The organism is Streptosporangium sp. H13245 (assembly GCF_055690525.1).
The window spans coordinates 58,064-79,794 of record NZ_JBSZKT010000009.1 but is presented as its reverse complement, the minus strand read 5'-3'; the positions used below and the strand labels follow the sequence as shown (position 1 = coordinate 79,794).

The window sequence follows — 21,731 nt, the reverse complement described above, 5'->3', positions numbered from 1 at the left end:
CCCCGCCCTCACTGCTCGACGAAGGCGAGCTCCGCGGGCTCCGGCGAGTCGGCGTCGAAGGGCAGCACGAACCGGAGCGGCCACGACAGCACGCTCTCCAGCCAGCCCGCCCCCATGGTCTGGGACACGTGCCGGAGCCGCTCCGCCGGGTCGATGCCGATGGTGACCGTGAGGATGTCGCGCTCCACGCTCTCGCGCTCGTCGTCGCCGAGGATCACCCGCCAGGCCAGCTCCCGGTTCCTGTCCACCTCCATGGAGAGCGGGTGGTGGCGGAGCGCCTTGGCCCGGTGGCCGAGCAGCTCGGTACCGCCCGCGGGGCGGTTGAACAGGGCGTACTCCATGACCGGCGCGGAGCCGCGCGGGTTGGGCGCGGGCTGGCCGTGCGGGAAGAGCCTGTCCACCTCGTGCAGCCACCGCACCTGCGGGATGACCCAGGCGGGCCCGGGGCGTTCGCCGGGGTCGCGGTCGGGGCCGAGCAGCCTGGTCGCGATCGCGGCGACCTGCTCGGTCAGCTTGGTCGGGTCGCTCACGGTCCGCAGCGACCACGCGCGGCGGCCCACGCAGCGTTCCACCGCCGTGGCCAGCAGGCACTCGCGGCGCCTCGGCGGGAGATCCGCCCACAGGTCGGCCAGCGCCCTGGGCACCCCGGGCAGCGGCCGGTTCGTGCAGAACGCCAGCACCAGCGTGTCGGTCCAGATCCGCAGCCAGGCCCAGTCGGACGCCCCGGCGAGCAGGTCCGCCTCGCGCAGCTCGACCAGCGTGCACGCCCGGCCGTTGCGGCACTCCTGCCCGCAGGCCGCCGAGCGGCGTCCGCAGATGGGCGGCATGTGGCCCGGGACCGGACGCTCGCGGTCCTCGCCCAGCGGCACCTGGATGCGCAGCGGCCGGTCCATGCCGTCGGCGAAGACCGCGGCGACGCCGGGCGGGAGCGAGACGACCTGCCGGGACTGCTCCTCGCTCAGGTTCGTCGCCGCGCCGACCAACTGGCGGTCGTCCTCGGCGGGGAGCCGGTGGATGACCTTCAGCGCGGTGTTCTTCACCACGTCGGAGACCAGCTTCGTGGGGATCTGCTCGGCGACCACGATGCCCTCGCCGTACGCGCGGATCTCGGCGAGCATGCCCGCCAGGAGCTCGACGGCGTGCGTGCTGGCCCGCCCCGCGCCCCGGTCGCGGAGCAGCCGGTGCGCCTCCTCGATCACGATGACGTGCTTGAGCCCGCTGCTGCGCTCCTTCCTGGCCCGCATCCGCAGGTGCTCCACGATCCGGATGATCAGGGTGCCCATCAGGAACGCCTTGTCCTCGTCGTTGGCGACGTCCTCGATCGCGAGCACCACGTTGCGCTGGAGCAGGTCACCGATGTCGGCGGGGTGCCCGCCCTCGAAGAACCGGCCCGCGGAGCCCACCCGCAGCGACCGCAGCCGCAGGGAGATGAAGCCCTCCACGTCGGCCTGGACCTCCCGGCCGTAGCCGATCTCCTTGATCACGTCCATCGCGTGCCGCTGGAGCTGTTCGAGGGTCGGCACGGCGGGCCGGACGGCGGCCCCCGGGGCGGCCCAGCCGGTGACCACGTCCCAGCCGTTGGCCTCGTACACCCGCTGCAGGGCGAGGGACATGATCTGCGGGAACGGCTCCTCGGCGTCGAAGGCCGCCATGAACAGCGCGCGGATCATGTCGATGTGGGCCTGGACCGGGTAGCCGGGCTCGGGGGCGAGCGGGTTGACGCTGAACGGCACGCTCTCCGGGGCCGACGGGTTGATCACGGTCACCGGGGCGAGGTGCTCGATCCGGCCGCCCATCGAGGCGTACTCGGACTTGGCGGGCTCGATGGCCAGCCACGGGATGCCCGCGCCGGTGAGCTGTTCCAGCAGGTGCCTGACGGTCTGGGACTTGCCGGAGCCGGTGGCGCCGGTGATGAACGCGTGCCGGTTCAAAGTGGCCAGCGGGACCTTGAACGAGCCGACCGGCCTGTCCTGGCCGTCGAGGATGGACCCGAGCTCGACGGTGAGCGCGCCGGGCACGGTGTCCGCCTCGCTGGTCACGTCGAAGAAGCCCGCGTCGAGGACCCGTACGCCCGGCACCTCCCGGTGCGGCAGCCCGGCGAGGGCGGCGAGCGCCCCGGCGGTGGCCGCGAACGGGGAGGCCGCGCCGTCCGCCGGGTCCTGGAGGGTGGTGGCCAGCGCCTCGGCGAAACCGTACACGGGACCGGACAGCGCGCTGCGCAGGCGATAGGGGTGGTGGCTCATCTCGGCGGAGCCGACGAGCACCGGGGCGATCTGGCGCAGTTCCTCGGGACCGGCGGCCCCGGCGAGTACCCGGACGTTCCAGAGCCCGGCCTCGCGGAAGGCGTCCAGCTCCTGCATGCGCCGCTCGGCCCGCTCGGCGTCGTAGCGGGAGCGCTCGGAGGCGTCACCGTACTGCCGCAGCACGTTGAGCTGGGTGCGCAGGTGCGAGACCTCGGCGTCGAGCAGGTCGGTCTGCTCGGCCACCACCAGCCAGGCGAACGGCCGGGACATGAGCGTGACCAGCGTCGACTCGAAGAGCGTGGGCCGCCTGATCTCGTCGGCGTCCGGCTCGCGACGCCCGCCGAGCGGCGGTGCCTGCCGCCCCGGGCAGACGGTCCAGGCGAGGTCGGACAGGTCGCGAAGCCACTCGTCGCCGATCCGGACGCCCCGGGCGCCGCTGGGGAACAGCAGCGGCTCGGGACCGCCGGGAGCCTGCTCGACCTCGGTGGCGGCCCTGCGGGGCGGACGCGGCGGGGTGAGCGGCCCCGCGTTGGTGATCAGCTCCAGCGGGGCACCCGACCCCCGCGAGAGCCAGCCGACCACGAAGGGGCGGTTGCGCTGGGCCGTGGAGAGTACGGCGGGCAGGACGGTGACGAAGTCCCACTCGGCGGAGGAGCTGCGCGAGGGTGCCGTGATCGCCTGGATTCTGTACCAGGGACCGGTCAGGACATTGGGCGGACGGGACACACTTGGCTGCATTTGGTCTCCACCCGGGGGACCCGGCTCCAGGCCGGAGGGTTGACGCTTCACGGATCGCTCCGTCGTACCGGCCGACGCATGATCGAGATCGAGGGTAGGTCACCCCCGCGACCACGGTCGAACCTGACTCGGGGCTCGCACCCCGGCATTGACCATCCCATTACGACATACGGACGCCTCGTTGACGCACCCGGCGAAAACGTGACCGCTCCCACGATCCTCACCCGAGTCCCCACCGGCCGAACCTCCCCGGCCTCCCCGCCCGGAACCCTCACCGCCCGGATTCCCACCGCCGAGGAGCCCACCCGGGCCTTCGTCGTCCGGGCTCCCGTCGGCGTGGGCCGGGCTCCCATCAGCGACGGCGCCAGTCGAGCCTGGCCGGGGGCGGGCCGAGGTTGGGCGGCGCGTCCTCGAACGCGCTCGACGCCCGCGGCTCCGCCTTCTTCTCCTGTACGTGGTCCAGCTCGGCGTCCCTGATCTCGTCGAACTCGCCCAGCGTCGTCTTGGGGAAGGTCAGTATGGCCGGGTTGGCATCGGCGAGCCGGACCCTGCGGCCCTCGGCGGTGGCGTCGGTGACGATCACCGAGGTGGTGGGAAGCTGCTGGAGCTGGTGCGGCTCGACGAGAAACTCCCTGGAGCGGTGCAAAACCCGCTCGGTCTCCCCCATCGCCTTGGTCGCGCGGCGGCCCCACTCGGTGGACTCGGTGATGTCCTCCTTGAGGTCCGTGTGGCTCATGTCGCGTTCTTCGTCGCCCTCCTCGGCCTGGCCGACCGTGGAGACGTAGCCGCCGTCCATCCCGGCCCCGGCGGCGCTGATCGTCTCGGTGAGCTGGGCGAGCTCCAGGCGATGCTCGGTGCCGACGTGCTCGCTGGCGACCCTGGCGTCCTCGGCGTTGCCGAGCCGCATGAACGTCACCGCCGCGTGCCCGCGCCCGAGCCGCTCCCGTACGGTCGGGGTCAGCGCGCGGTAGGTGAGCACGAGGCCGGTCCTGGAGGTCTCGCAGGCGTCCATCAACCGGTCGAGCACGTCGCCGCGGAGCTTGTCCGCGCCCGCGACGATGATCGTGTGGTACCACGGCCGCTCGGAGGCGGGCGACTGGCGCAGGATGTGGGTGAGGGCCGTCGCCACGTACGTGCCGAGGACGCGGTTGCCGAACACGCCCGCCTGGCGGTCCATCGACACGACCCGCAGGCGGGCGGGCGGCAGGCGCACCGCCTCCGAGCCGAGGGTCTCCAGCTTGCGCAGCTGCGACTCCAGCGCCCACGCCCGCTCGATCACCACCCGGTCGCTGACGCCCCGGCCGAACAGCGTGCCGATCCGCTCCAGCTGAGTGGCGGTGATCAGGCCGAACCTCAGGTCCTCCCGGGGGTCGCCGACCTGGGCCAGGGCACGCAGGGCGGCGGTGACCTGGTTGATCGTGGCGCTCTCGCCAAGCACCTCCAGGACCCGCTCCAGGATGGCGTTGTCGAACGACAGATCCCTGGTCGTACGGTGCTCCTCGCTGACGCTCACGACGTGGGCGAGGACGTCGGCGAAGGCCTCGGGGGCCAGCGTGGCGCCCAGGTCGAGCCGGGGCAGGTCGACCGGCAGCACCCAGACCAGCGGGTCGTCGCCGCCCCTGCGCGCCAGCTCGATCAGGTCCTTGGCGATCGCGCCCTCGGACAGGTCGAGCACGGTCAGGTGGCCGCCGCTGTAGAGGCGGGTCGCGCCGAGCAGGGTGATCAGCGCCGACCAGCCGGGGAGCGTGCCGCCCGCCACGTCGATCCGGTCGATCTCGTCGGGCACGGCCACGGCGTACCAGGTCAGCTGGCGGTCGTGGCGCTCCTTCTTGTCCGCCCACTCCCGGTAGCGGGCGGCGTGCTCCTCCTGGGCGAGGAAGAGCTCCCTGTCACGTTCCTCCCGCAGCCGGTCACCGGCCACCTCGCGCTCCCTGATGCGGTGGCGTACCGCCCGGTCGCCCTGGTGGATCGCGTAGCTGCAGAACGCCGCGATGCCACCGGCGGCGATCACCCCGACGGCGGCGAACGACCAGCTGAGCATCTCGGTGAGGCCGAGGACGAGGATCAGGGTGGCGAGCGCCGTCATGAACGCGCGGACGATCTTGACCGGCCGGTTCAGGAGGTCCTCGTTGAGGCGTTCCCTGCGCACCCACTCGGGGTCGAGCGGCTCGGGAGGGTTCTCGACGGGCGAGGGTCGCTTGGGAGCCGGACCCGGATCAGGGTGCAACAAGGCGTACTGCCAGCCCAGGTAGATCCGGTCCGCCTGGAGCTGCGCATGCTCGGGATGCACGTCCGCCACGGAACCTCCGCCATCGGGCTCATCGAAAGCCTCGGAGACAGCGTAAGAGTTCGCCATCCTATTCGGGCAGCGTTCCCGCCAATCCACTGTATTTTCCCCAGGTTCACCAGTACTTAAGGGACAGATGGGTCGGATGAGACGGACGTCAGCGATTAACATCGTTTCTCATGACTGCCCCTCCCGAGGGTCCCACCAGACGGCGCCCCATCGCGGTCCCGCTCGCCGCTCTGGTGACGGCCGCCGGACTGGGAGTCACCGCCGCCCTCGGCGGCTTCGCCACGGCCCCCGACAGGCCTCCCAAACGGCTGGGCCAGGGCTCGACCGTGGACCAGGAACAGTTCACGACCACGTTCGTCGGGTCCCGCGCCCTGAGCGAGCCCGACCCGTTCGGCGGCCCGGCCAAGCGTTTCCTGGAGATCGAGTTCCGGGTCGTCAACAAGGGCGACGAGACCGCCGGTACGGGACTGCTCCATGAGAACGGGCCCCCCGGCGGCGGGTCCTTCGGCTCGTCCCTGCTCAAGGTGACCCCGGTGATCAAGGGCAAGTACGGCGCGTCGGTGTTCACCCCCACCGGAGGGGGCGAGAGCAACCAGCTGCATCCGGCCATGCCGACCAGCGTCGTGGTCAGGTACGAGCTGGAGGGCAGGCAGCGGCCTCCCAAGCAGCTCACGATCGACGTCGGCAAGTACGAGTGGCGTGACGGGGTCACCCTGGCGCCGGGCTGGTTCGTGGTGGGGGAGAACGACGCGGGCAAGGAGAAGCCCGTGGTGGTCGCCCAGGTCACGCTTCCCGTCGTGCAAGGGGGAGTGCGCTCGTGAACGTCTCCTCCCGCCCTCAGTCCGGGGACGGTTCCCGGTCCGCGAGCACTTCTCGATCCGAGACGCGTCCCCGGCCCGGAGATGGTCCCCAGCCTGAGAGTGTCCCCCGGTCCGGGGGTGGTTCCCGATCCGAGACCCGTTCCCGATCCGAGACGCCTTCCCGGTCCGGGAGTCCTCTCCACCCCGAGGACCACCCCCGGCCCGAACCTCGATCCGAGCCCCGATCGGAGCCCCGGTCCGAAGCCCGATCCGAGTCCCGGTCCGAGTCACGCTCCCGGCCTGGGCCGCCCGCCCGTCGCAGAGCCGCCGCGCGGCCGAGCCGGTGGCGCGCCGCCGGTGCCGTGCTGGTCGGGATCGCGCTGGCCGCCGCCGCCGTGGGACTGCAGGCCTTCGGCGCGGAGATCGCCAACCACGACGCGCCCCTCACCACGACCGGTGGCATCAACGAGGAGGTCACCGGCTCCCGGATCTCCGCGCGGGTCAAGGCGGTACACGCGGCCAAGGCCATCGCGACCACGAAGGCCGGAGGCAGGCAGGAACGCGTGACCGCCAAGGGGATCTTCATCATCGTCGAGGTGAGCGCCACGGCGACCTGGGAACCGCAGCAGTTCGGCCCTCCCCGGCTGCTGGCGGACAGCGGGCGCCGTTACGTGGCCTCCGACAGGGTGGACCAGGCGTTGACCATCACCACCCCCTACATCCAGCCGGGCTGGTGGACCGAGGGCGTGACGGTCTTCGAGATCCCGCCCGGCGAACTCCCCGACTCCCGGATCCTGCTCGCCCCCTCATCCGGTTTCATCGTCGAGCCGAACGGACCCGAGATCGAGATAGACCTGGGCCTGGACGAGGCCGCCGCGCGGCGGCTGACCTCCGCCGCGAAGGACGTCTACGAGTTGGCGAGCAGGACCTGATGGAGACGCCACGCCGGGGAGGCCCCGAGGACGAGCAGGGCCGCGACTGGTTCGCCTCGCGGGAGGAGCGGCTCGCCCACGAGGAGCGGCTCGCGCGAGAGGACCGGTCCGCACAGGGGAACAGGCCCGTGCGGGAGACCCCGCACGCGACGGAGACCCCGCACGTACGACGGGATCGGCCCGTCCCCGAGGGTCATCCCCCCGCACCGCCCCACGATCCCTACCGGGGCAGCCCCTGGCCCGCCACCCTCGGCACCTGGCCGGTACCCCCCGGTGCCCCCGGCCAGCCACCGCCCGGCCCCCCGCCTTTCGGCACCCCCGACGTTCCCGGGACTCCCGGTCCCGGTGCCTCCGGCGAGCACTCGACACCACCCGGCCCCTCGCCTTTCGGCGCCTTCGGTGCCCCTGGCGAGCATCCGACACCGCCCGGCCCGATCCCGTCCGCCACCGTTTCCGGTGCTCCCGGCGCTCCCGGCACCCCCACCGGGCACCCCGCACCGCCCGGTTTCGATGACAACGCGCCCACGCAGCCTCGTGGACGTCACGCGGAACCCCCCGCGGCCCAGCGGACGCGTACCGGGCAGAACCCGGAGCCCCTCGCGGCCCAGCCACATACCGGGCCGAACCAGCCCCCTGCGGCCCAGCCGCATACCGGGCAGCACCCGGAGCCTCCCGCGGCCCAGCCGCGCACCGGGCAGAATCCGGGACGGCCCACACCCCCCCGGGCGCGGCGACTGAACCCGCCCGAGCCGGGAAACCGCCGTACCGGGCAGGGGTTCCCGCCCTCGTCGCAGCCGTCCCCCGCCCTCCGGCCGCGTCCCGCCGCGCCACCGGTGCCCTCCGCCCCGGCCGCGGGCTCCCCCGCCGTGCCTTCCATCCCGGCCACGGGTTTCCCCGACACGCCTCCCGCCCCGTCCCCGGGCCTTCCCGCCGCGCGCCCCGCCCGTGCCCGGAACCGCCCCACCCCGCCCCAGCGTCGGCAGCCTCCGGGCGGCGACCGGTGGACGCCCGGCCCTATGCGGACGTTCCCGGACGAACAGGTCTGGCCCCCCAAGCCAGCCGTGGAAGAACCGCCGGGAGCCTCGACCCAGCCGTTCCCCTCCGTTCCCGGCCCCCCGCTGCCCAGACCCTCCGCCACCGGAGCCGGTACGGCGGCGGCCGTGCCGGACGCCGCCCCCACCGCCGTACCGGCCGACGCGCCTGCCGGGGAACGTTCCGCGCCGGAGACTCCACCGGCCGCGGAGGGGACCCCGCCGAAGCGGGGTCGCCGTACGGCGCTGCGGGTCGGCGGGGCGATCGTGGCCGTGGGGCTCGCCGTCGCGGCCTCCGCGTGGAGCGGCTACACCGTCTACAGGACCGGCAACCCCGACGACAGGATCCACACCGTCGCCGCCGGGAGCGCCATGACGCTGATGCACGTGTCGTGGAAGGCCTCGGTCGAGCAGGTGGACAGCCTGCCCGGCCAGAAGCCCCTCCCTGCCGACCGCCAGTGGCTGAAGATCAAGGTGACGAGGACCTCGCTGGACGCCGAGGGCGTCAGCCTGCGCGGGGATCCCGAGGTCGAGGTCAGGCATGCCGACGGCCGCGCGTGGAAGGTCCTCCCCGAGAGCGACGACCTCCCTGACGAGGTCAAGGACCACAGGATCGGTACCGCCTACTCCTACAACATGGTCAGCGTGGTGCCCAGGAAACTGGCCGGGCAGGTCGAGGTCCACGTCCGCCCCGCCACGTTCCCCGTCGTGGAGGACGAGTCCCTCACGGACACCTTCAAGAGAGCCGCGAAGGAGGAGGACTCCGTCCGGGACCAGGTGCTGCGCTTCAGGCGGTGAGCGTCTCCCCCGCCTCACGGCTGCGGGTGGCCGCGATGTCGAACGTGGCCGCCAGCAGGCAGACGGTCAGCGTCAGCACCAGCAGGTCCCTGACGAAGGCGACCGGCCCGCTCAGCGCCACCCAGACGAACGGGTCCTCGTTGCCGATCAGCATCCGTACGCCCCGGTCCGCGTAGTCGGTCACCACGCGGATCGCGACGTAGCCGAGGCAGAAGAGGCCGAACAGCGCGGGGCCGCCCCGGGCGGCGAGCCGGAAGGCGTTCGCCGGGGGGACCCAGCGCTCCTGGAACCCGGCCGTGGCGCGGGTCATCGTGCTCTGGGTGAGGTTGTGGGTCCGCTCCATCCGGGTGGCCACGTTGTCGAGCCTGGTCCCCCGTACGACGGCCCGGGTGTCCTCGGCGAAGGCGCCGTAGACGAGTGAGGCGACCGTCAGCCAGGTGAGCGGGACGATCAGGCCGTCGACCACGTGGGGCCAGACGTCCCCGGCCGTGTCCCAGAAGGACTTCCACCACGGCAGGGCCTCGCCCGCCTCCTCGGCCCAGCCCTTGACCGTCGTCACGACGGCCCGGTGGTCCAGCCAGTCCGTCCGCGCCTCGGCGAAGGCGAACAGGGCGTTGAGGCTGTAGAAGGCGAAGGCCAGCTCGAAGAAGGTCGCGAACACGCCGCTGCCCCTGACCTTGCCGTTCACGTGCCACCAGCTGAACAGCGTCTTGAGCAGGTACGCGGCCACGGCGACCCCGATGGAGACCCGCACGTCCAGTGTGGAGAGCCCGGTGCCGCCCTCGATCTCGCTGCCCGCGAGACCCGACGCGAAGTCCTGGCCGACCCGCCTGGCGGTGTCGACGGCGATGAACTCCCTGGCGTCCGCGTTCTGGAAGCTCCAGGCGAGGTAGATGGTGGCGAAGACCAGGGTGGCACGGTTCAGCGCGCCGAACATGCTCTCGTCCGCCTCGCCACCCTCCCGCCGCACCTGGATCTCCCGGAGCGCCCCGCGCACCGAGTGCAGCATGCCGACCATGACCACGAGCTCGTTCAGCACGATCAACGTGAAGACGAACATCGTGATGACGAGCCGTACCTGCCGGTAGTCACCGTGGGAGACCTCGCTGGCGGCCACCATCAGCAGCGCCCGGACCACCCTGCCCACCGAGAACCACAGGATGAGCGTCAGGGCGCAGGAGCCGAAGATCCTGAGCGTGTGCATGGGCAGCGAGGCCGCGGAGAGCGAGGCGGGCCTCCGGCCGACTGCCGGCGACTGTGCGGGCATAACAGGCGTTTCGGGCACCCGACGCATGCTAACGACTCCCCTGACGGAGCGCAGCCCGACCCGCGAGGCCGACGGAGCACCCACGTCTCCGGAGCCCGGCCACGACGACGCCGCGAGCCTTCGGAGGCCACGGCGCGTCCGGCGCAACGGAAAGGACCGGCGCTCCCGAGGGGGCGCCGGTCCCATCACCGTGCTGGTTCATGCTGATTCGTGCTGTTCGTGCTGGTTCGCCGTGGCGAGGCCGGACCCGAGGGGTCAGACGGCCACGGCGAGCTGGGTGACCTCACCCAGGCGGGCCTGGGCCGGGATGTCCTTGGTGACCCCGCCGCCCGCGATGATGCGGACGGTCCAGTCACCGGGGGCGGCGAAGAAGCGGAAGATGCCCTCGTCGGACACCACCACCTCGCCGGTGAACTCTCCCGCGTGGTCGAGCAGGCGGGCGTATGCCGTACCCGCGCCCGAGACCACCCCCTGGATGACGGCCTGGCTCGAAAGGTCGATCCCGGCCGGAAGGGCAACAGTCTGTTCCGGAGCAGCGCATCCCTGAGTCATTATCGGGCCTCTCCCAGTTCGATCGGCACGCCGACGAGCGAGCCGTACTCGGTCCACGATCCGTCGTAGTTCTTCACGCTGGCCTGGTCGAGGATCTCGTGGAGGACGAACCACGAGTGCGCCGAGCGCTCCCCGATGCGGCAGTAGGCGATGGTGTCCTTGGCGAAGTCGATGCCCTCACCCTCGTAGAGGGCCTTGAGGTCCTCGTCCGTCTTGAAGGTGCCGTCGTCGTTGGCGGTCTTCGACCACGGGATGTTGCGGGCGGTGGGGACGTGGCCGCCGCGCTGTGCCGCCTCCTGCGGGAGGTGGGCGGGCGCGAGCAGCTTGCCGGTGAACTCGTCGGGGGAGCGGACGTCGACCAGGTTGAGCTTGCCGATCGCGGCGACGACGTCGTCACGGAAGGCGCGGATGGACAGGTCCTGGTCCTTGGCCTGGTAGCTCGTCCCGGGACGCGCGGTGACGTCCTTGACCAGCTCGCGGGAGTCGAGCTCCCACTTCTTGCGGCCACCGTCGAGAAGCTTGATGTTCTCGTGGCCGTAGAGCTTGAAGTACCAGTACGCGTAGGCGGCGAACCAGTTGTTGTTGCCACCGTAGAGGACCACGGTGTCGTCGTTGGCGATGCCCCTGGCCGACAGCAGCGCCTGGAAGCCCTCACGGTCGACGAAGTCACGACGGACCGGGTCCTGGAGGTCCTGCTTCCAGTCGACCTTCACGGCGCCACGGATGTGGCCCTTGTCATATGCGCTGGCATCCTCGTCCACTTCAACGAGGACGACACCGGGAGTGTCGAGGTTGGCCTCGACCCAGTCAGCGTCGACCAGGACGGCGGAGCGGCTCATTTTGATCCTCCAGGATCATCGTGCGGCGGGTAGTAAACGGCGAATGATCAAAAACATCTCGCAGCCAAGACAGAAACCAAAAGCGGCATTGAGAAAAGCGGCGAAAAGTGCCGCCGCGACGGCGCCGAGGGCCAACGGCGTGATCTGTGCGACGTATCCGACCAAGCCCACCAGAGCGAAGGCGAGTCCGACCCCCTGCGCGAAGCGCGGCGGGGCGGCGTCCTCCAGTTCTTTTGGCGGGCTCTTCACTATCCCTTTGAAAATCATCCCGTACGGCGAGGCGCCGAAAACGCCCAGTGCGAAGACGGCGGCCTGCGCGGCCAGCAGCCATGCGCTGCCCGTCACGAGGACGAGCGCGAGCACGACGGTGGTGACGGCCGCGGTGAAGCGGAGAGCTCGGGAATCAACGTGCATCGCCTGATGCTCCTGAAGGGTCGTGCAGATCGGTGCGGCTCGACGGCCGCTTGAGATCGCCCTTAGGAAATGCGACAGAGAGCGGTGGTCACGCGGCAGAAATCAACCGCGCGCCGCTTCGTGAGCAGCTCTGTCGTGGAGTTCATGTCCACGACATTACCCCGGCGTCCCGCCATCTGTCACATCCCTGTCCAATTTCTGAGACATGATCGTTAAATGGCCGATAGGGTGCCCCGCTCATTCGCCGACCACCAGACCGAGGGCTCCGATGACATCGGCTTTCCTGGGCTGGCCGGAGGCGCGCTTCGCGACCCGTCCGGACGCGTCGAGGACGAGGACGGTGGGGGTGCGCAGGATGTTCAGCGATCGGACCAGGTCGAGGCGGGACTCCGCGTCGATCTCCACGTGCGCGACGCCGGGCACCATCCCGGCCACCTCGCCGAGGATCCGCCGGGTCGCCCGGCACGGCTGGCAGAAGGAGGTGGAGAACTGCACGAGCGTGGCCCGCTCCCCCAGCTCCGCGTGGATGTCGCCGGATGTGAGCCGCTCCACGTCGCCCCTCACCTCTCGCGCCACGCCGTTCCGCCGCCGCATCGCCACGCCCACGAGCGTGGCGAGGGCGAGGGTGACGATCACCACCGTCAAACCGGTCACGGAACACGACAACAGGCGCGCGCCCCGGACCATTCCCGCACCGCCCACACCGCTTCCCGAGCGGCCCTACGGCGACAGCGGGCGAATCCGGCGCTCCAGCGGACCGGCGAAGCGGTGACCAGCCGACCGGCGCTCAGCGGAGCAGCGGGCCAACCGACCGGCGGATCGACCGGACGGTCTCAGCGGGTGGGGATCGTGAGCAGCACCCGTCCCCCGGCGGTGGTGATCTCGAACGCCGTGATCCGCTCCGGCGGGATCGTCGTGGTGGCCGTGAAGGCGCCCGAACTGTCGTAGGCGGCCCGGTTGACGACCCAGTTGCCCGCCGTCTCCCTGAGCCCGCCCTCCCCGATCACCTCCAGGCGGCAGCGCGTGCCCTTGGCAACCCCGGTGAGCACGACCTTGACCGTGGTCGTCCCCTCCCCGGCCGACGCGGTCACCACCGCCCGGACCGTACCCGTGTCGTCCACCCCGGTGAACCGCAGTTCGCTCGGGGCGAGCAGGACCTCCGGGGCGGGACCGGCCGTCGAGGACCGGGAGGGCGCGGCCTTGGCGTAGGTGTCGGTCGGGGCCGAGTCCGCGAAGGACTTGGAGCTCTCCTGACGGGCATCGGCGTCGGTCCGCGCCCCGTTCCCTCCGGCGGCCGGCTGGGGCGCCGACGCCGTGTTGACGTCCCGTGAGGTCTGGGTGACGGCCCACAGGCTCCCGCCGCCGAGCCCGACCACCAGGACCGAGGCGGCCAGCGAGAGCATCAGGCGGTTCGTACGGCGCCGCCTGACCTTGGCGCTGAGCAGCCGGTCGAGCACCGCCGTGGGCGGGCTCGCCACCTGCGCCACGTCGCCCTCGGACACCCTGCCGAGGAACGTCGCCACCCCGGCCAGCTCCTCCAGCTCGGCCCGGCACTCGGCGCACTCGGCGAGATGGGCCTCGACGAGCACGCGCTCGTCCGGCTCCAGGGCACCGAGTGTGTAGACCCCGAGCGACATCCGTACTTCGTCACAGGTCATCATCATGGCGCGAGCCCCCGCTCCTCCAGCGCCAGCTTGAGCGCCCGAAGCGCGTAATACGTGCGCGATTTAACCGTTCCAGCGGGGATGCCGAGCGCCTCGGCGGCCTCCTTGACGGATTTCCCCTGGTAGTAGACCTCGGCCAGCACCTCGCGGTGCTCGGGCCGCAGCGCGGCCAGCGCCTCGGCGACCGCCCACGACTCGACGGCCCGTTCCAGCTCGTCGTCGGCGGGCACCACGGCGAGCGCCTCGTCGCCCGTCTCCGGAGGACGGGCCTTGCGCGCGCGGTGCTGGTCGACGACAAGGTTGCGGGCCACCGTGAACAGCCACGCGCGGATGGAGCGGCCGGCGAACGCGTCGGGATGACGCCAGGCCCGAAGCAGTGTTTCCTGCACGACATCCTCCGCTCTCCCCGAGTCGCCCGTCAGCCGCAGCACGTAGCCGTACAGTGGCCCGCCGTGCTCGTCGAAGAGCGCCCTGACGAGTTGCTCGTCGGCGGTTCCGGCTTGGCTCACATCCTCACGACGTACGGCGGGACGATCCGGTTCAGGCACGGGTCGCGTTCAGTCTCCTCAGCCTCGAAGAGGCACGTCGGAGGCCTCGCCCGAGATGCGCAGCCCCTCGGGAACGACCTTGACCTCGGTCAGCTTGAGGTTGTACGGCAGTTTCCCGATGGGGATGCGGTAGTTGATGAACCGCTCGGGGTCGGGCACGGGAATGCCTTCGCCCAGGGTCACCTTCCCGGGGACGAGCTGCAGGCCGCCCTTGACGATCTCGACCTTGAGATCCGCCTTCACGGGCACCTTCTGTCCCAGCACGGTGATCTCCCCGCTGATGTTGAGCGCGTCACCCGCGACGGCGACCTTGATCCCGCCGGGCGCCCTCTGGTTGATCGTCTCCATCGGGACGACCACCGTCCCCTCCACGCGCTCGGCGCGCATGTCCACCTGCTGGGGACGGAGCACCAGGTCCTCCAGCGGGGCCGTGACGCCGTGCAGGGTGAAGTCGACGCTCGACAGCCGGACACCCGAGACGGTCATCCTGCCCGCCGCGACCCTGACCTCCTCGTAGCGCCCGGCGATCGCCTGGGTCAGGAAGGGGACGCCCTCGATCGTGACCTCGGGCGGGGTCGTGAGGTCGTACTTGGCCGTCGCCTGCGTGGCGATCTCGCGCTGGACCCCCGTGACGGCGACCCTGTCGAGGATCACGACGAGAACGAGAAGCAGGAGGAGAAAACCGATCAGCTTGCGCATCCGACTCCCTGTTCGTTCCCCGGCCCGAGAGGGAGGGCCACTGGCGTGACCTCCCCTCGCAATCCTGTCCGAAACGCCACGCCGGTGGTAGCGTCCACCGGCTCAGCCGCCCGCGAAGGGCGGGAGCACCTCGACCGTCGCCCCGTCGGTCAGGATGATCGTCTCGTGGGCCCTCCTGCCCACCGGCTCCCCGTTCACCAGGAACGACGACAGGCCCACCACGCGAGCCAGCCCTTCACGGTCCGATGTGATTTTCGTCATCAACTCGGCAAGGGTCGTGGCCTCGGAACGCTCCTCCGCGATTCCCGCCGCTTCCTTCGCCGCGGCCCAATATCTGACAATGACCATCGCCATCAGTGAATCAACTCCCCAAGCACACGTAGGGTTACCGCACCATTACGGCGAATTCACATGGAGAACGGGTGTTCACCAGGTGGACGTTCGCTGGACGCTGAAGCCTTGTGGGTTATCCTCACCTACTACGGGACCTGGGCAACGTAGCCCCCGGGTCCTTACGTGTTTGTACGGCTATCGCCGGCATGACGCGGGAAGGAGGCATCGTGAGCAATCTCCTGCTGCTCACCAACGCCCTTGAGCCCTCAACTGAGGTGCTTCCGGCGCTGGGGCTACTGCTGCACTCGGTACGGGTCGCGCCCGCGGAGGCATCCGCCCTGCTCGACGCCCCGCCCGCCGACGCGATTCTGGTGGACGCGCGCCGCGAGCTCGTCCAGGCCAAAAGCCTGTGCCGGCTGCTGCGCACCACGGGCGTCGCCTGCCCCCTGGTGGTGATCGTCACAGAGGGCGGTCTCGCCGGGCTGACCGCGGAGTGGGGTGCCGACGACGTCATCCTCGACACCGCCGGGCCCGCCGAGGTCGAGGCGCGGCTCAGGATGGCCGTGGGCAAGCTCAACCTGTCCGCCGCCGAGGAGGTGCCGGACGAGATCCGCAACGGTGACCTGTCGATCGACGAGGCCACCTACACCGCCAGGCTCCGCGGCCGGGCGCTGGATCTGACCTTCAAGGAGTTCGAGCTCCTGAAGTACCTGGCGCAGCACCCGGGCAGGGTCTTCACACGCGCCCAGCTCCTCCAGGAGGTCTGGGGGTACGACTACTTCGGTGGCACCCGCACCGTGGACGTCCACGTCCGGCGGCTGCGCGCCAAGCTCGGCGCCGAGTACGAGGCGCTGATCGGCACGGTCCGCAACGTCGGGTACCGGTTCGTCCCCGAGCGCGGCAACGAGCCCGTCGAGGAGCGCGAGCCCGTCCGCCACTAGGGTCCCTCTCCTGGGAGCTCCTGGAGCTTCCAGGGGTCACCGGGAACACCGGGAACGGTCGTGGCACGTTCCCGCCCCCGCGGTGGTCCTCGCGAGGGCGGGACCGGGCCTCTCCGCGCCCGGGTGTACCACGCGGATACGTGCGCGGTCTGCACGGCGTACGCGCCATCAGGCACGCCCACCGAACGACGAGCCGGGCGTACGGGTGCCGCACGCCCCGGGTCCCCACAGATGATCAGGACGGCCAGGAGTCCCTGAGCGTTCAAAAGGTCCTGGACGCTCAAGGCGTCCCGAATGCTCCAGATACTCCGGGCGCTCCGAGTTCTCCGAACGCTGCCGGGCGACCAGGAGGCTCAGAAGGCTCCGAGGGCTCAGGACGTCCCGGACGCTCCAGGCGCTCCGGCCGTCCCGGGTGTGACCAGCCCCGACTCGTAGGCGAAGACGACGAGCTGCGCCCGGTCGCGCGCCCCGAGCTTGGTCATCGACCGGCTGACGTGGGTTTTGACGGTGGCGTGGCTGATGGCCAGGTGCCCGGCCATCTCCGCGTTGGACATTCCGGTGGCGACCAGTGCCAGGATCTCCAGCTCGCGACCGGTGAGGCGTTCCAGGCCTGGTCCCGCGACGGGCCTGGGCGGGGTGAACACGTACTCCTCGATCAGCCGCCGGGTCACGGAGGGCGAGAGCAGCGCGTCACCGGCGGCGGCCACCCGGACCGACCTCAACAGCTCGGCCGGTTCGATGTCCTTGAGCAGGAAGCCCCCGGCCCCGGCACGCAGCGCGGCGAAGACGTACTCGTCGAGGGCGTAGTTGGTCAGGATCACCACGCGCACCGCGTCGAGCTCGGGGTCGGCGCCGATCCTCCTGGTGGCCTGGATCCCGTCGAGCAGCGGCATCCTGACGTCCAGCAGCGCCACGTCCGGCCGCAGCGCGCGGGACATCTCGACGGCCTCGACGCCGTTGCCCGCCTCACCGACGACGGTGATGTCACCGGCCATGTCGAGCAGCGCCCGGAAGCCCGCGCGGATCAGCGCCTGGTCGTCGGCGAGCAACACCCTGATCACCGTCGCCCCACCCCCACCCGACCACGGATCGGCAGGACCCTGATCACAGTCGTCCCCGTCCACGCATGACCACAGGCCCGCGCAGTCGCACCCACCCACACCCGACCACGGGCCCGCAGCGCCCCGGTCACGGCCGTCCCGCCAGGGGCAGTTCGGCCCGGACGGTGAACCCGCCCTGCGGACGCGGGCCCGCGATGAGCGATCCTCCGGTGGCGACGGCGCGCTCACGCATCCCGATCAGCCCCATCCCATATCTCGTGACCTCGGCGGACGACTCCCCGTCGTCCTCGACGCGCAGCACGATCGTCTCAGGCCGGTACTCGGTCGTCAGCGTGATCGAGGCGGGACCGGCGTGACGGAGCACGTTGGTGAACGCCTCCTGCGCGATGCGGTAGGCCGCCCGGTCGACGTCCGGGGGAAGGTCCCGGCGTTCTCCGACGACGAGGACCTTGACCGGCAGCCCCACCGCCTCCGCCCTGGCGATGAGCCGGGGCAGCCGGGCGAGGCCCGCCCCGGGGCCGTCGGGCTCGGCCTGTCTCAGCACGCCCAGCGTGGCGCGGAGCTCCCCCATCGCCTCCCGTCCCGACTCCTTGATCACGGCCAGCGCCTCGCGGGACAGCGCGGGGTCGCTGTCGAGCAGGTGCGCCGCGACGGAGGCCTGGACGTTGATGACCGAGATGCTGTGGGTGAGGGTGTCGTGCAGCTCCTGGGCGATCCACAGCCGCTCCTCGTCGGCCCGGCGCAGCGCCGCCTCCTCGCGGGTGCGCTCGGCCTCGGCCGCCCGCCTCTCGACCTCGCCCAGGTACGCGCGGCGGTTCCTGGCCGTCTCCCCGAGGACCACCACCGCCACCAGCCAGCCGCTGAGCAGCGTGAACCCTCCGTCGGGGGCGGGGTCGACGTCGGACAGCGCGATGAGACCGTAGATCCCCACGCTCATCGCGACGGCCAGCCAGACCGCCAGGCGACGCCGTCCGAGCGCCGCCGCCGTGTAGATCGACGTCAGGGCGGGCGCGGCGGCGAAGATCCCCGGATACCCCAAGGCGTAGTAGGCCACGGCGCAGGCCACCGTGATCACTCCCGCCCGCGGCGGCGCGCTCCGCCGGAAGGCGAGCGCCAGTGAAGCCACCGTGATCAGCACCAGGCCGAGCGTGTCCATCGGGCGCTCGGGGGACCCCGAGCTGGACAGCCCGCCGTAGGTGCCCCCGACGATCCCCGCCAGCGCACCGGCCGCCACCAGCGCGTCGGTTCTCCGGGTCCTCACCCTGACACGGTAGGTCACCGCGCTCACCACGCCGACCCCCGCGAGGAGGAGGTCACCCGTACATCCCCGGCCGTACACCGGCCCTCACCGGGCCGCGGATACCACTCCCGGCGTACGACGACGGCGACGCGCCGGACCGGAACACCCGGCACCGTACGGCGAGACGTCACCGGACACCTCGCGACGTACGACGACACCGCGAGGCCCGCGACGTGTGGTGGTGCGCCCGGCGACACCGGTACGGAGTGGGACCCGCGTCGTGCGGGACATACGAGAGGCCCACCGGACGTGTCCGATGGGCCTCTCACTCGTGTCACACTCTCACGACGTACCGCGACTCCCGCGGCGTGGCGTGCCTTTCGCCCGCGTTACGGAACGACCGTGATGTGGTTGGGCACCGGGGGCGCGATCGACGGGTTCGCCGCGAAGTAGGCGGCGAAGGCGTCGATGTCCAGCGGGCCGCTCCACAGGTCGGTGCCGTCCTTGAAGGCGAGGAACGCGTCGCCGCCGCCGACGAGGAAGTTGTTGGCCGCGACCCTGATCGTCTGGGTGCCCGTCACGGCGACACCGTCGATCTTCATGTTGGAGACCTTCGAACCCCACGCCGCGCTCGCGCTGTAGGTGTAGGTGAAGTTCGACGACGGCTGCAGGATCTTGGTGAACGCCTGCGCGTTGGGACCGCCGGTGAACTGCTGCTCCAGAACGGTCTTGAGCTGCGCGCCGGTGAGCGTGACCACCTGCACGAGGTTGTTGAACGGCTGGACCGTGAACGCCTCGCCGTACGTCACCACGCCGTCGCCCTCAAGGGCGGGCGAGCCCGCGTAGCTGAGGGGTGCCCGCACGCCGCCCGGGTTCATCAGGGCGATCTGGGCGTTGCCGCCGGTCTTCGCCGCGGCGAGCTGGCCGTCCGCGATGAGGTTGCCCAGGGGCGACTCCGCGTCGGAGGGGCCGGAGCTGATGTCCGCGGTGATCCTGCCGATCGGCCTGTTGGCCACCGTCGCGACGCGGTTCTTCCACGTCGTGACGAACGTGTCGATCTCCGGGTCGGGGGTGACGTTCCTGGTCACGACCTGGTTGTCGGCCACGACCGACGAGCGCACGACGTCGCGGGTCTTGACGTCCACCTGGAAGTCGACCTTGGTGATGACCCGGCCGAAGGAGCCGCCCTGGCTGTAGAGGCGGGTGCCGCCCTTGGGGTCGGCCACCTTGCACAGGTACGCCTGGTGGGAGTGACCGCTGAGGATCATGTCGATCTCGGCGTCGACCTGCGTGGCGATCCGGTTGCCCGCGCCCGGCTGGGCGGCGCACGCGTCGGGCGACTGGCCCGCGGTGACCTGGTCGCCCTCGTGCACGAGCACGACCTGGGCCTTGACACCGACGATCTTGAGGAGCTTGGACGCGACGTTCGCGGCCTTCACCTCGTCGATGAACTCAAGGTCCTTGATGCCCTCGGAGGTGACGATGTTCGGGGTGGTCTGGGTGACCAGGCCGATGAAGCCGATCGGCACGCCGTTCATCCAGCGGATCGCGACCGGGGGCAGCGCGGGGATGCCGTAGTCCTTGAGCAGGTTCCGCAGCGAGCTGCTGTTCGACCCGCCCAGGGCCTCCAGCGCCTGCTTCTCCGCGCCTCGCACCGGACGCTTGAAGATGACGTTCGCGCCGAGGTAGCTGTACTTCGCGCCCTTCCACTTACCGGCGGGCGAGCAGCCGTCCACCGGGTGGCAGCCGCCGTTCATGATCCGCTTGAGCTCGGCGTAGCCCTCGTCGAACTCGTGGTTGCCCACGGCGGAGGCGGTGACGCCGACCTTGCCGAGGAACTCCACCGCGGGCTCGTCGTGGTAGGCCGCGGAGATCAGGGGGCTGGCGCCGATCAGGTCGCCCTGGGCGACCTTCAGCGTGTTCTTGTTGGAGAGCTGCTTGAGGTGGGTGGCGGCGAACACGGCGCCACCCGCTTCGACCGTGGCGCCGGTCTCGTCGACCATACGGCCGGACGAACCGGTCGGCGGCTCAAGGTTGCCGTGGAAGTCGTTGAGGGAGAGCAGGCGGACCGGCACCGTCTTGGCGGGCTTGGAAGGCTTGGCGGGCTTGTTGCCCGCCTGGGCCGGTCCAATCGCGAGCACGAGACTGGCCCCGGCGAGCACGCTCGCCATGGCCAACCGCTGGAAGGAACGAGACATCATGAACCACGACACTAAAGGGACTACCTGTGCAAGGAATGACCGAGAGGTAACGATTCACCCGGCGGGCACATGGCGCCTTTTGCCAGTCCCCGGTGCGCTCGGGAGACATCTGCCCCCTTTAGAGTCCACACCATGAACGTGCGTGTGGAGTACCGGGGGACGCTCGGCGAACAAGAGGTGTCCGGCGTCCTCGCGGTGGTGGAGGCGGCCACGGAGGCCGACGGGGTCAGGCCGCTCAACGAACATGTCATGCTGCACCTGCGCTACGGCGGCGACGAGCGGGCCGGAGCCGTGCTGCTGTACGCCGGGGACGACCTCGCGGGCTACGCCCACGTCGACCCGACCGATCCCGTCGAGGGACCCAGCGGAGAGCTGGTCGTCCACCCCGCGTTCCGCCGGAGGGGGTACGGGCGGCGACTGCTGGAGGCCGTGCTCGACCACACCGGCGGGCATCTGCGCCTGTGGGCGCACGGCGGCCACCCGGCCGCCGAGGCCCTCGCCCGGTCGGCGGGGTTCGACAGGATCAGGTCCCTGTGGCGGATGCGCCGCTCCCTGGCCCCCGACGCCCCCGACCTCCCCGGCTTCGACCTGCCGGAGGGGGTGCGGCTGCGCACGTTCGAGCCCGGCACCTCCGACCGGGAGGCGTGGGTGGCACTCAACGCCAGGGCCTTCGCCCAGCACCCCGAGCAGGGGGCCTGGACGATCGAGGACCTGGAACGACGCGAGCGGGAACCCTGGTTCGACCCGGCCGGATTCTTCCTCGCCGTACGACCGGGCGCCCCCGGTAGCGGCGATGACGGTGACGGCGGTGATGGTGACCGCGTACGGCCGGACGGCCCTGGCGACGGTGACCGGCTGGTGGGTTTCCACTGGACCAAGATCCACGGCGACGGCGACCACGCGCACGAACCCCTCGGCGAGGTCTACGTCGTCGGCGTCGACCCCGCCGAACGGGGAGGCGGCCTCGGCAGGTCGCTCACCCTCGCGGGCCTGGCCTACCTGCGGTCACGGGGCCTGAGCCAGGTGATGCTGTACGTGGACGAGAGCAACCCCGCGGCGATCCGCCTGTACGAGAGGCTCGGCTTCACCCGCTGGGACGTCGACGTGATGTACCGGAAGTAGGAACGTCCCCCG

At 71.1% G+C, this 21,731-nt stretch carries 20 protein-coding genes; 5 read left to right on the top strand and 15 right to left on the bottom strand.

The window, feature by feature from the left end:
• Nucleotides 1-8 precede the first annotated feature (8 nt).
• Together ACW9TB_RS17210 and ACW9TB_RS17205 are read right to left on the bottom strand one after the other, a co-directional pair.
• Nucleotides 9-2,981, bottom strand: coding sequence for an ATP-binding protein (locus ACW9TB_RS17210; RefSeq protein WP_472749033.1), 2,973 nt, complete (start codon nt 2,979-2,981; stop codon nt 9-11).
• A 352-nt stretch (nt 2,982-3,333) separates the two neighbouring features.
• On the bottom strand, nt 3,334-5,271 hold the full coding sequence (locus tag ACW9TB_RS17205) for a hypothetical protein (protein WP_472749032.1): 1,938 nt from the start codon (nt 5,269-5,271) through the stop codon (nt 3,334-3,336).
• 176 nt (nt 5,272-5,447) lie between these two features.
• On the opposite strand from ACW9TB_RS17205, the gene ACW9TB_RS17200 reads away from it, so the two are divergent.
• The 3 genes from ACW9TB_RS17200 (at nt 5,448) to ACW9TB_RS17190 (ending at nt 8,838) form a co-directional block, all read left to right on the top strand.
• Complete coding sequence (locus tag ACW9TB_RS17200; protein WP_472749031.1) at nt 5,448-6,098, top strand: hypothetical protein; 651 nt, start codon at nt 5,448-5,450, stop codon at nt 6,096-6,098.
• Nucleotides 6,099-6,439: 341 nt separating this feature from the next.
• On the top strand, nt 6,440-7,009 hold the full coding sequence (locus ACW9TB_RS17195; protein ID WP_472749030.1) for a hypothetical protein: 570 nt from the start codon (nt 6,440-6,442) through the stop codon (nt 7,007-7,009).
• Between the two features lie 1,016 nt (nt 7,010-8,025).
• On the top strand, nt 8,026-8,838 hold the full coding sequence (locus ACW9TB_RS17190; RefSeq protein WP_472749029.1) for a hypothetical protein: 813 nt from the start codon (nt 8,026-8,028) through the stop codon (nt 8,836-8,838).
• Here the strand turns inward: ACW9TB_RS17190 and ACW9TB_RS17185 are convergent.
• From ACW9TB_RS17185 to ACW9TB_RS17140, 10 genes are all read right to left on the bottom strand, one after another.
• Complete coding sequence (locus ACW9TB_RS17185; RefSeq protein WP_472749028.1) at nt 8,828-10,105, bottom strand: hypothetical protein; 1,278 nt, start codon at nt 10,103-10,105, stop codon at nt 8,828-8,830. The two genes, ACW9TB_RS17190 and ACW9TB_RS17185, sit on opposite strands and share 11 nt — an antisense overlap.
• Before the next feature lie 255 nt (nt 10,106-10,360).
• Nucleotides 10,361-10,657, bottom strand: coding sequence for a DUF1416 domain-containing protein (locus ACW9TB_RS17180; RefSeq protein WP_329089613.1), 297 nt, complete (start codon nt 10,655-10,657; stop codon nt 10,361-10,363).
• Nucleotides 10,657-11,496 carry a sulfurtransferase gene (locus ACW9TB_RS17175; protein ID WP_472749027.1) on the bottom strand — a complete coding sequence of 280 codons (840 nt, stop codon included), beginning with the start codon at nt 11,494-11,496 and terminating at the stop codon, nt 10,657-10,659. Before ACW9TB_RS17175 ends, ACW9TB_RS17180 begins: the two co-directional genes overlap by 1 nt.
• Nucleotides 11,497-11,511: 15 nt before the next feature.
• A complete protein-coding gene (locus ACW9TB_RS17170) occupies nt 11,512-11,910 on the bottom strand; it encodes a DUF4395 domain-containing protein (protein ID WP_472749026.1) in 399 nt (132 codons plus the stop codon).
• A 62-nt stretch (nt 11,911-11,972) separates the two neighbouring features.
• Nucleotides 11,973-12,056, bottom strand: coding sequence for a putative leader peptide (locus ACW9TB_RS17165; RefSeq protein WP_350943563.1), 84 nt, complete (start codon nt 12,054-12,056; stop codon nt 11,973-11,975).
• 91 nt (nt 12,057-12,147) lie between these two features.
• Entirely contained in the window at nt 12,148-12,504 is a 357-nt protein-coding gene (locus ACW9TB_RS17160) for a TlpA family protein disulfide reductase (protein WP_472749150.1), read from the bottom strand.
• A gap of 239 nt (nt 12,505-12,743) precedes the next feature.
• Nucleotides 12,744-13,574, bottom strand: a complete 831-nt coding sequence (locus ACW9TB_RS17155; protein WP_472749025.1) for an anti-sigma factor family protein — start codon at nt 13,572-13,574, stop codon at nt 12,744-12,746.
• Complete coding sequence (locus ACW9TB_RS17150; protein ID WP_472749024.1) at nt 13,571-14,083, bottom strand: sigma-70 family RNA polymerase sigma factor; 513 nt, start codon at nt 14,081-14,083, stop codon at nt 13,571-13,573. The genes ACW9TB_RS17155 and ACW9TB_RS17150 overlap by 4 nt, the downstream gene beginning before the upstream one ends.
• A gap of 57 nt (nt 14,084-14,140) precedes the next feature.
• Nucleotides 14,141-14,821 carry an LmeA family phospholipid-binding protein gene (locus ACW9TB_RS17145; protein ID WP_472749023.1) on the bottom strand — a complete coding sequence of 227 codons (681 nt, stop codon included), beginning with the start codon at nt 14,819-14,821 and terminating at the stop codon, nt 14,141-14,143.
• A 102-nt stretch (nt 14,822-14,923) separates the two neighbouring features.
• Entirely contained in the window at nt 14,924-15,175 is a 252-nt protein-coding gene (locus ACW9TB_RS17140) for a MoaD/ThiS family protein (protein ID WP_472749022.1), read from the bottom strand.
• Between the two features lie 206 nt (nt 15,176-15,381).
• Between ACW9TB_RS17140 and ACW9TB_RS17135 the strand changes: the two genes are divergently transcribed.
• Nucleotides 15,382-16,095 (top strand): response regulator transcription factor, encoded by a 714-nt coding sequence (locus ACW9TB_RS17135; RefSeq protein ID WP_435292216.1) that lies wholly within the window; start codon nt 15,382-15,384, stop codon nt 16,093-16,095.
• A gap of 371 nt (nt 16,096-16,466) precedes the next feature.
• On the opposite strand, the gene ACW9TB_RS17130 is transcribed toward ACW9TB_RS17135, so the two are convergent.
• The 3 genes from ACW9TB_RS17130 to ACW9TB_RS17120 form a co-directional block, all read right to left on the bottom strand.
• Entirely contained in the window at nt 16,467-17,156 is a 690-nt protein-coding gene (locus tag ACW9TB_RS17130) for a response regulator (protein WP_472749021.1), read from the bottom strand.
• 127 nt (nt 17,157-17,283) lie between these two features.
• A complete protein-coding gene (locus ACW9TB_RS17125; protein WP_472749020.1) occupies nt 17,284-18,417 on the bottom strand; it encodes a sensor histidine kinase in 1,134 nt (377 codons plus the stop codon).
• A gap of 368 nt (nt 18,418-18,785) precedes the next feature.
• Nucleotides 18,786-20,597 (bottom strand): bifunctional metallophosphatase/5'-nucleotidase, encoded by a 1,812-nt coding sequence (locus ACW9TB_RS17120; RefSeq protein ID WP_472749019.1) that lies wholly within the window; start codon nt 20,595-20,597, stop codon nt 18,786-18,788.
• Between the two features lie 132 nt (nt 20,598-20,729).
• On the opposite strand from ACW9TB_RS17120, the gene mshD reads away from it, so the two are divergent.
• A complete protein-coding gene (mshD, locus tag ACW9TB_RS17115; protein ID WP_472749018.1) occupies nt 20,730-21,719 on the top strand; it encodes a mycothiol synthase in 990 nt (329 codons plus the stop codon).
• Nucleotides 21,720-21,731: the final 12 nt, after the last annotated feature.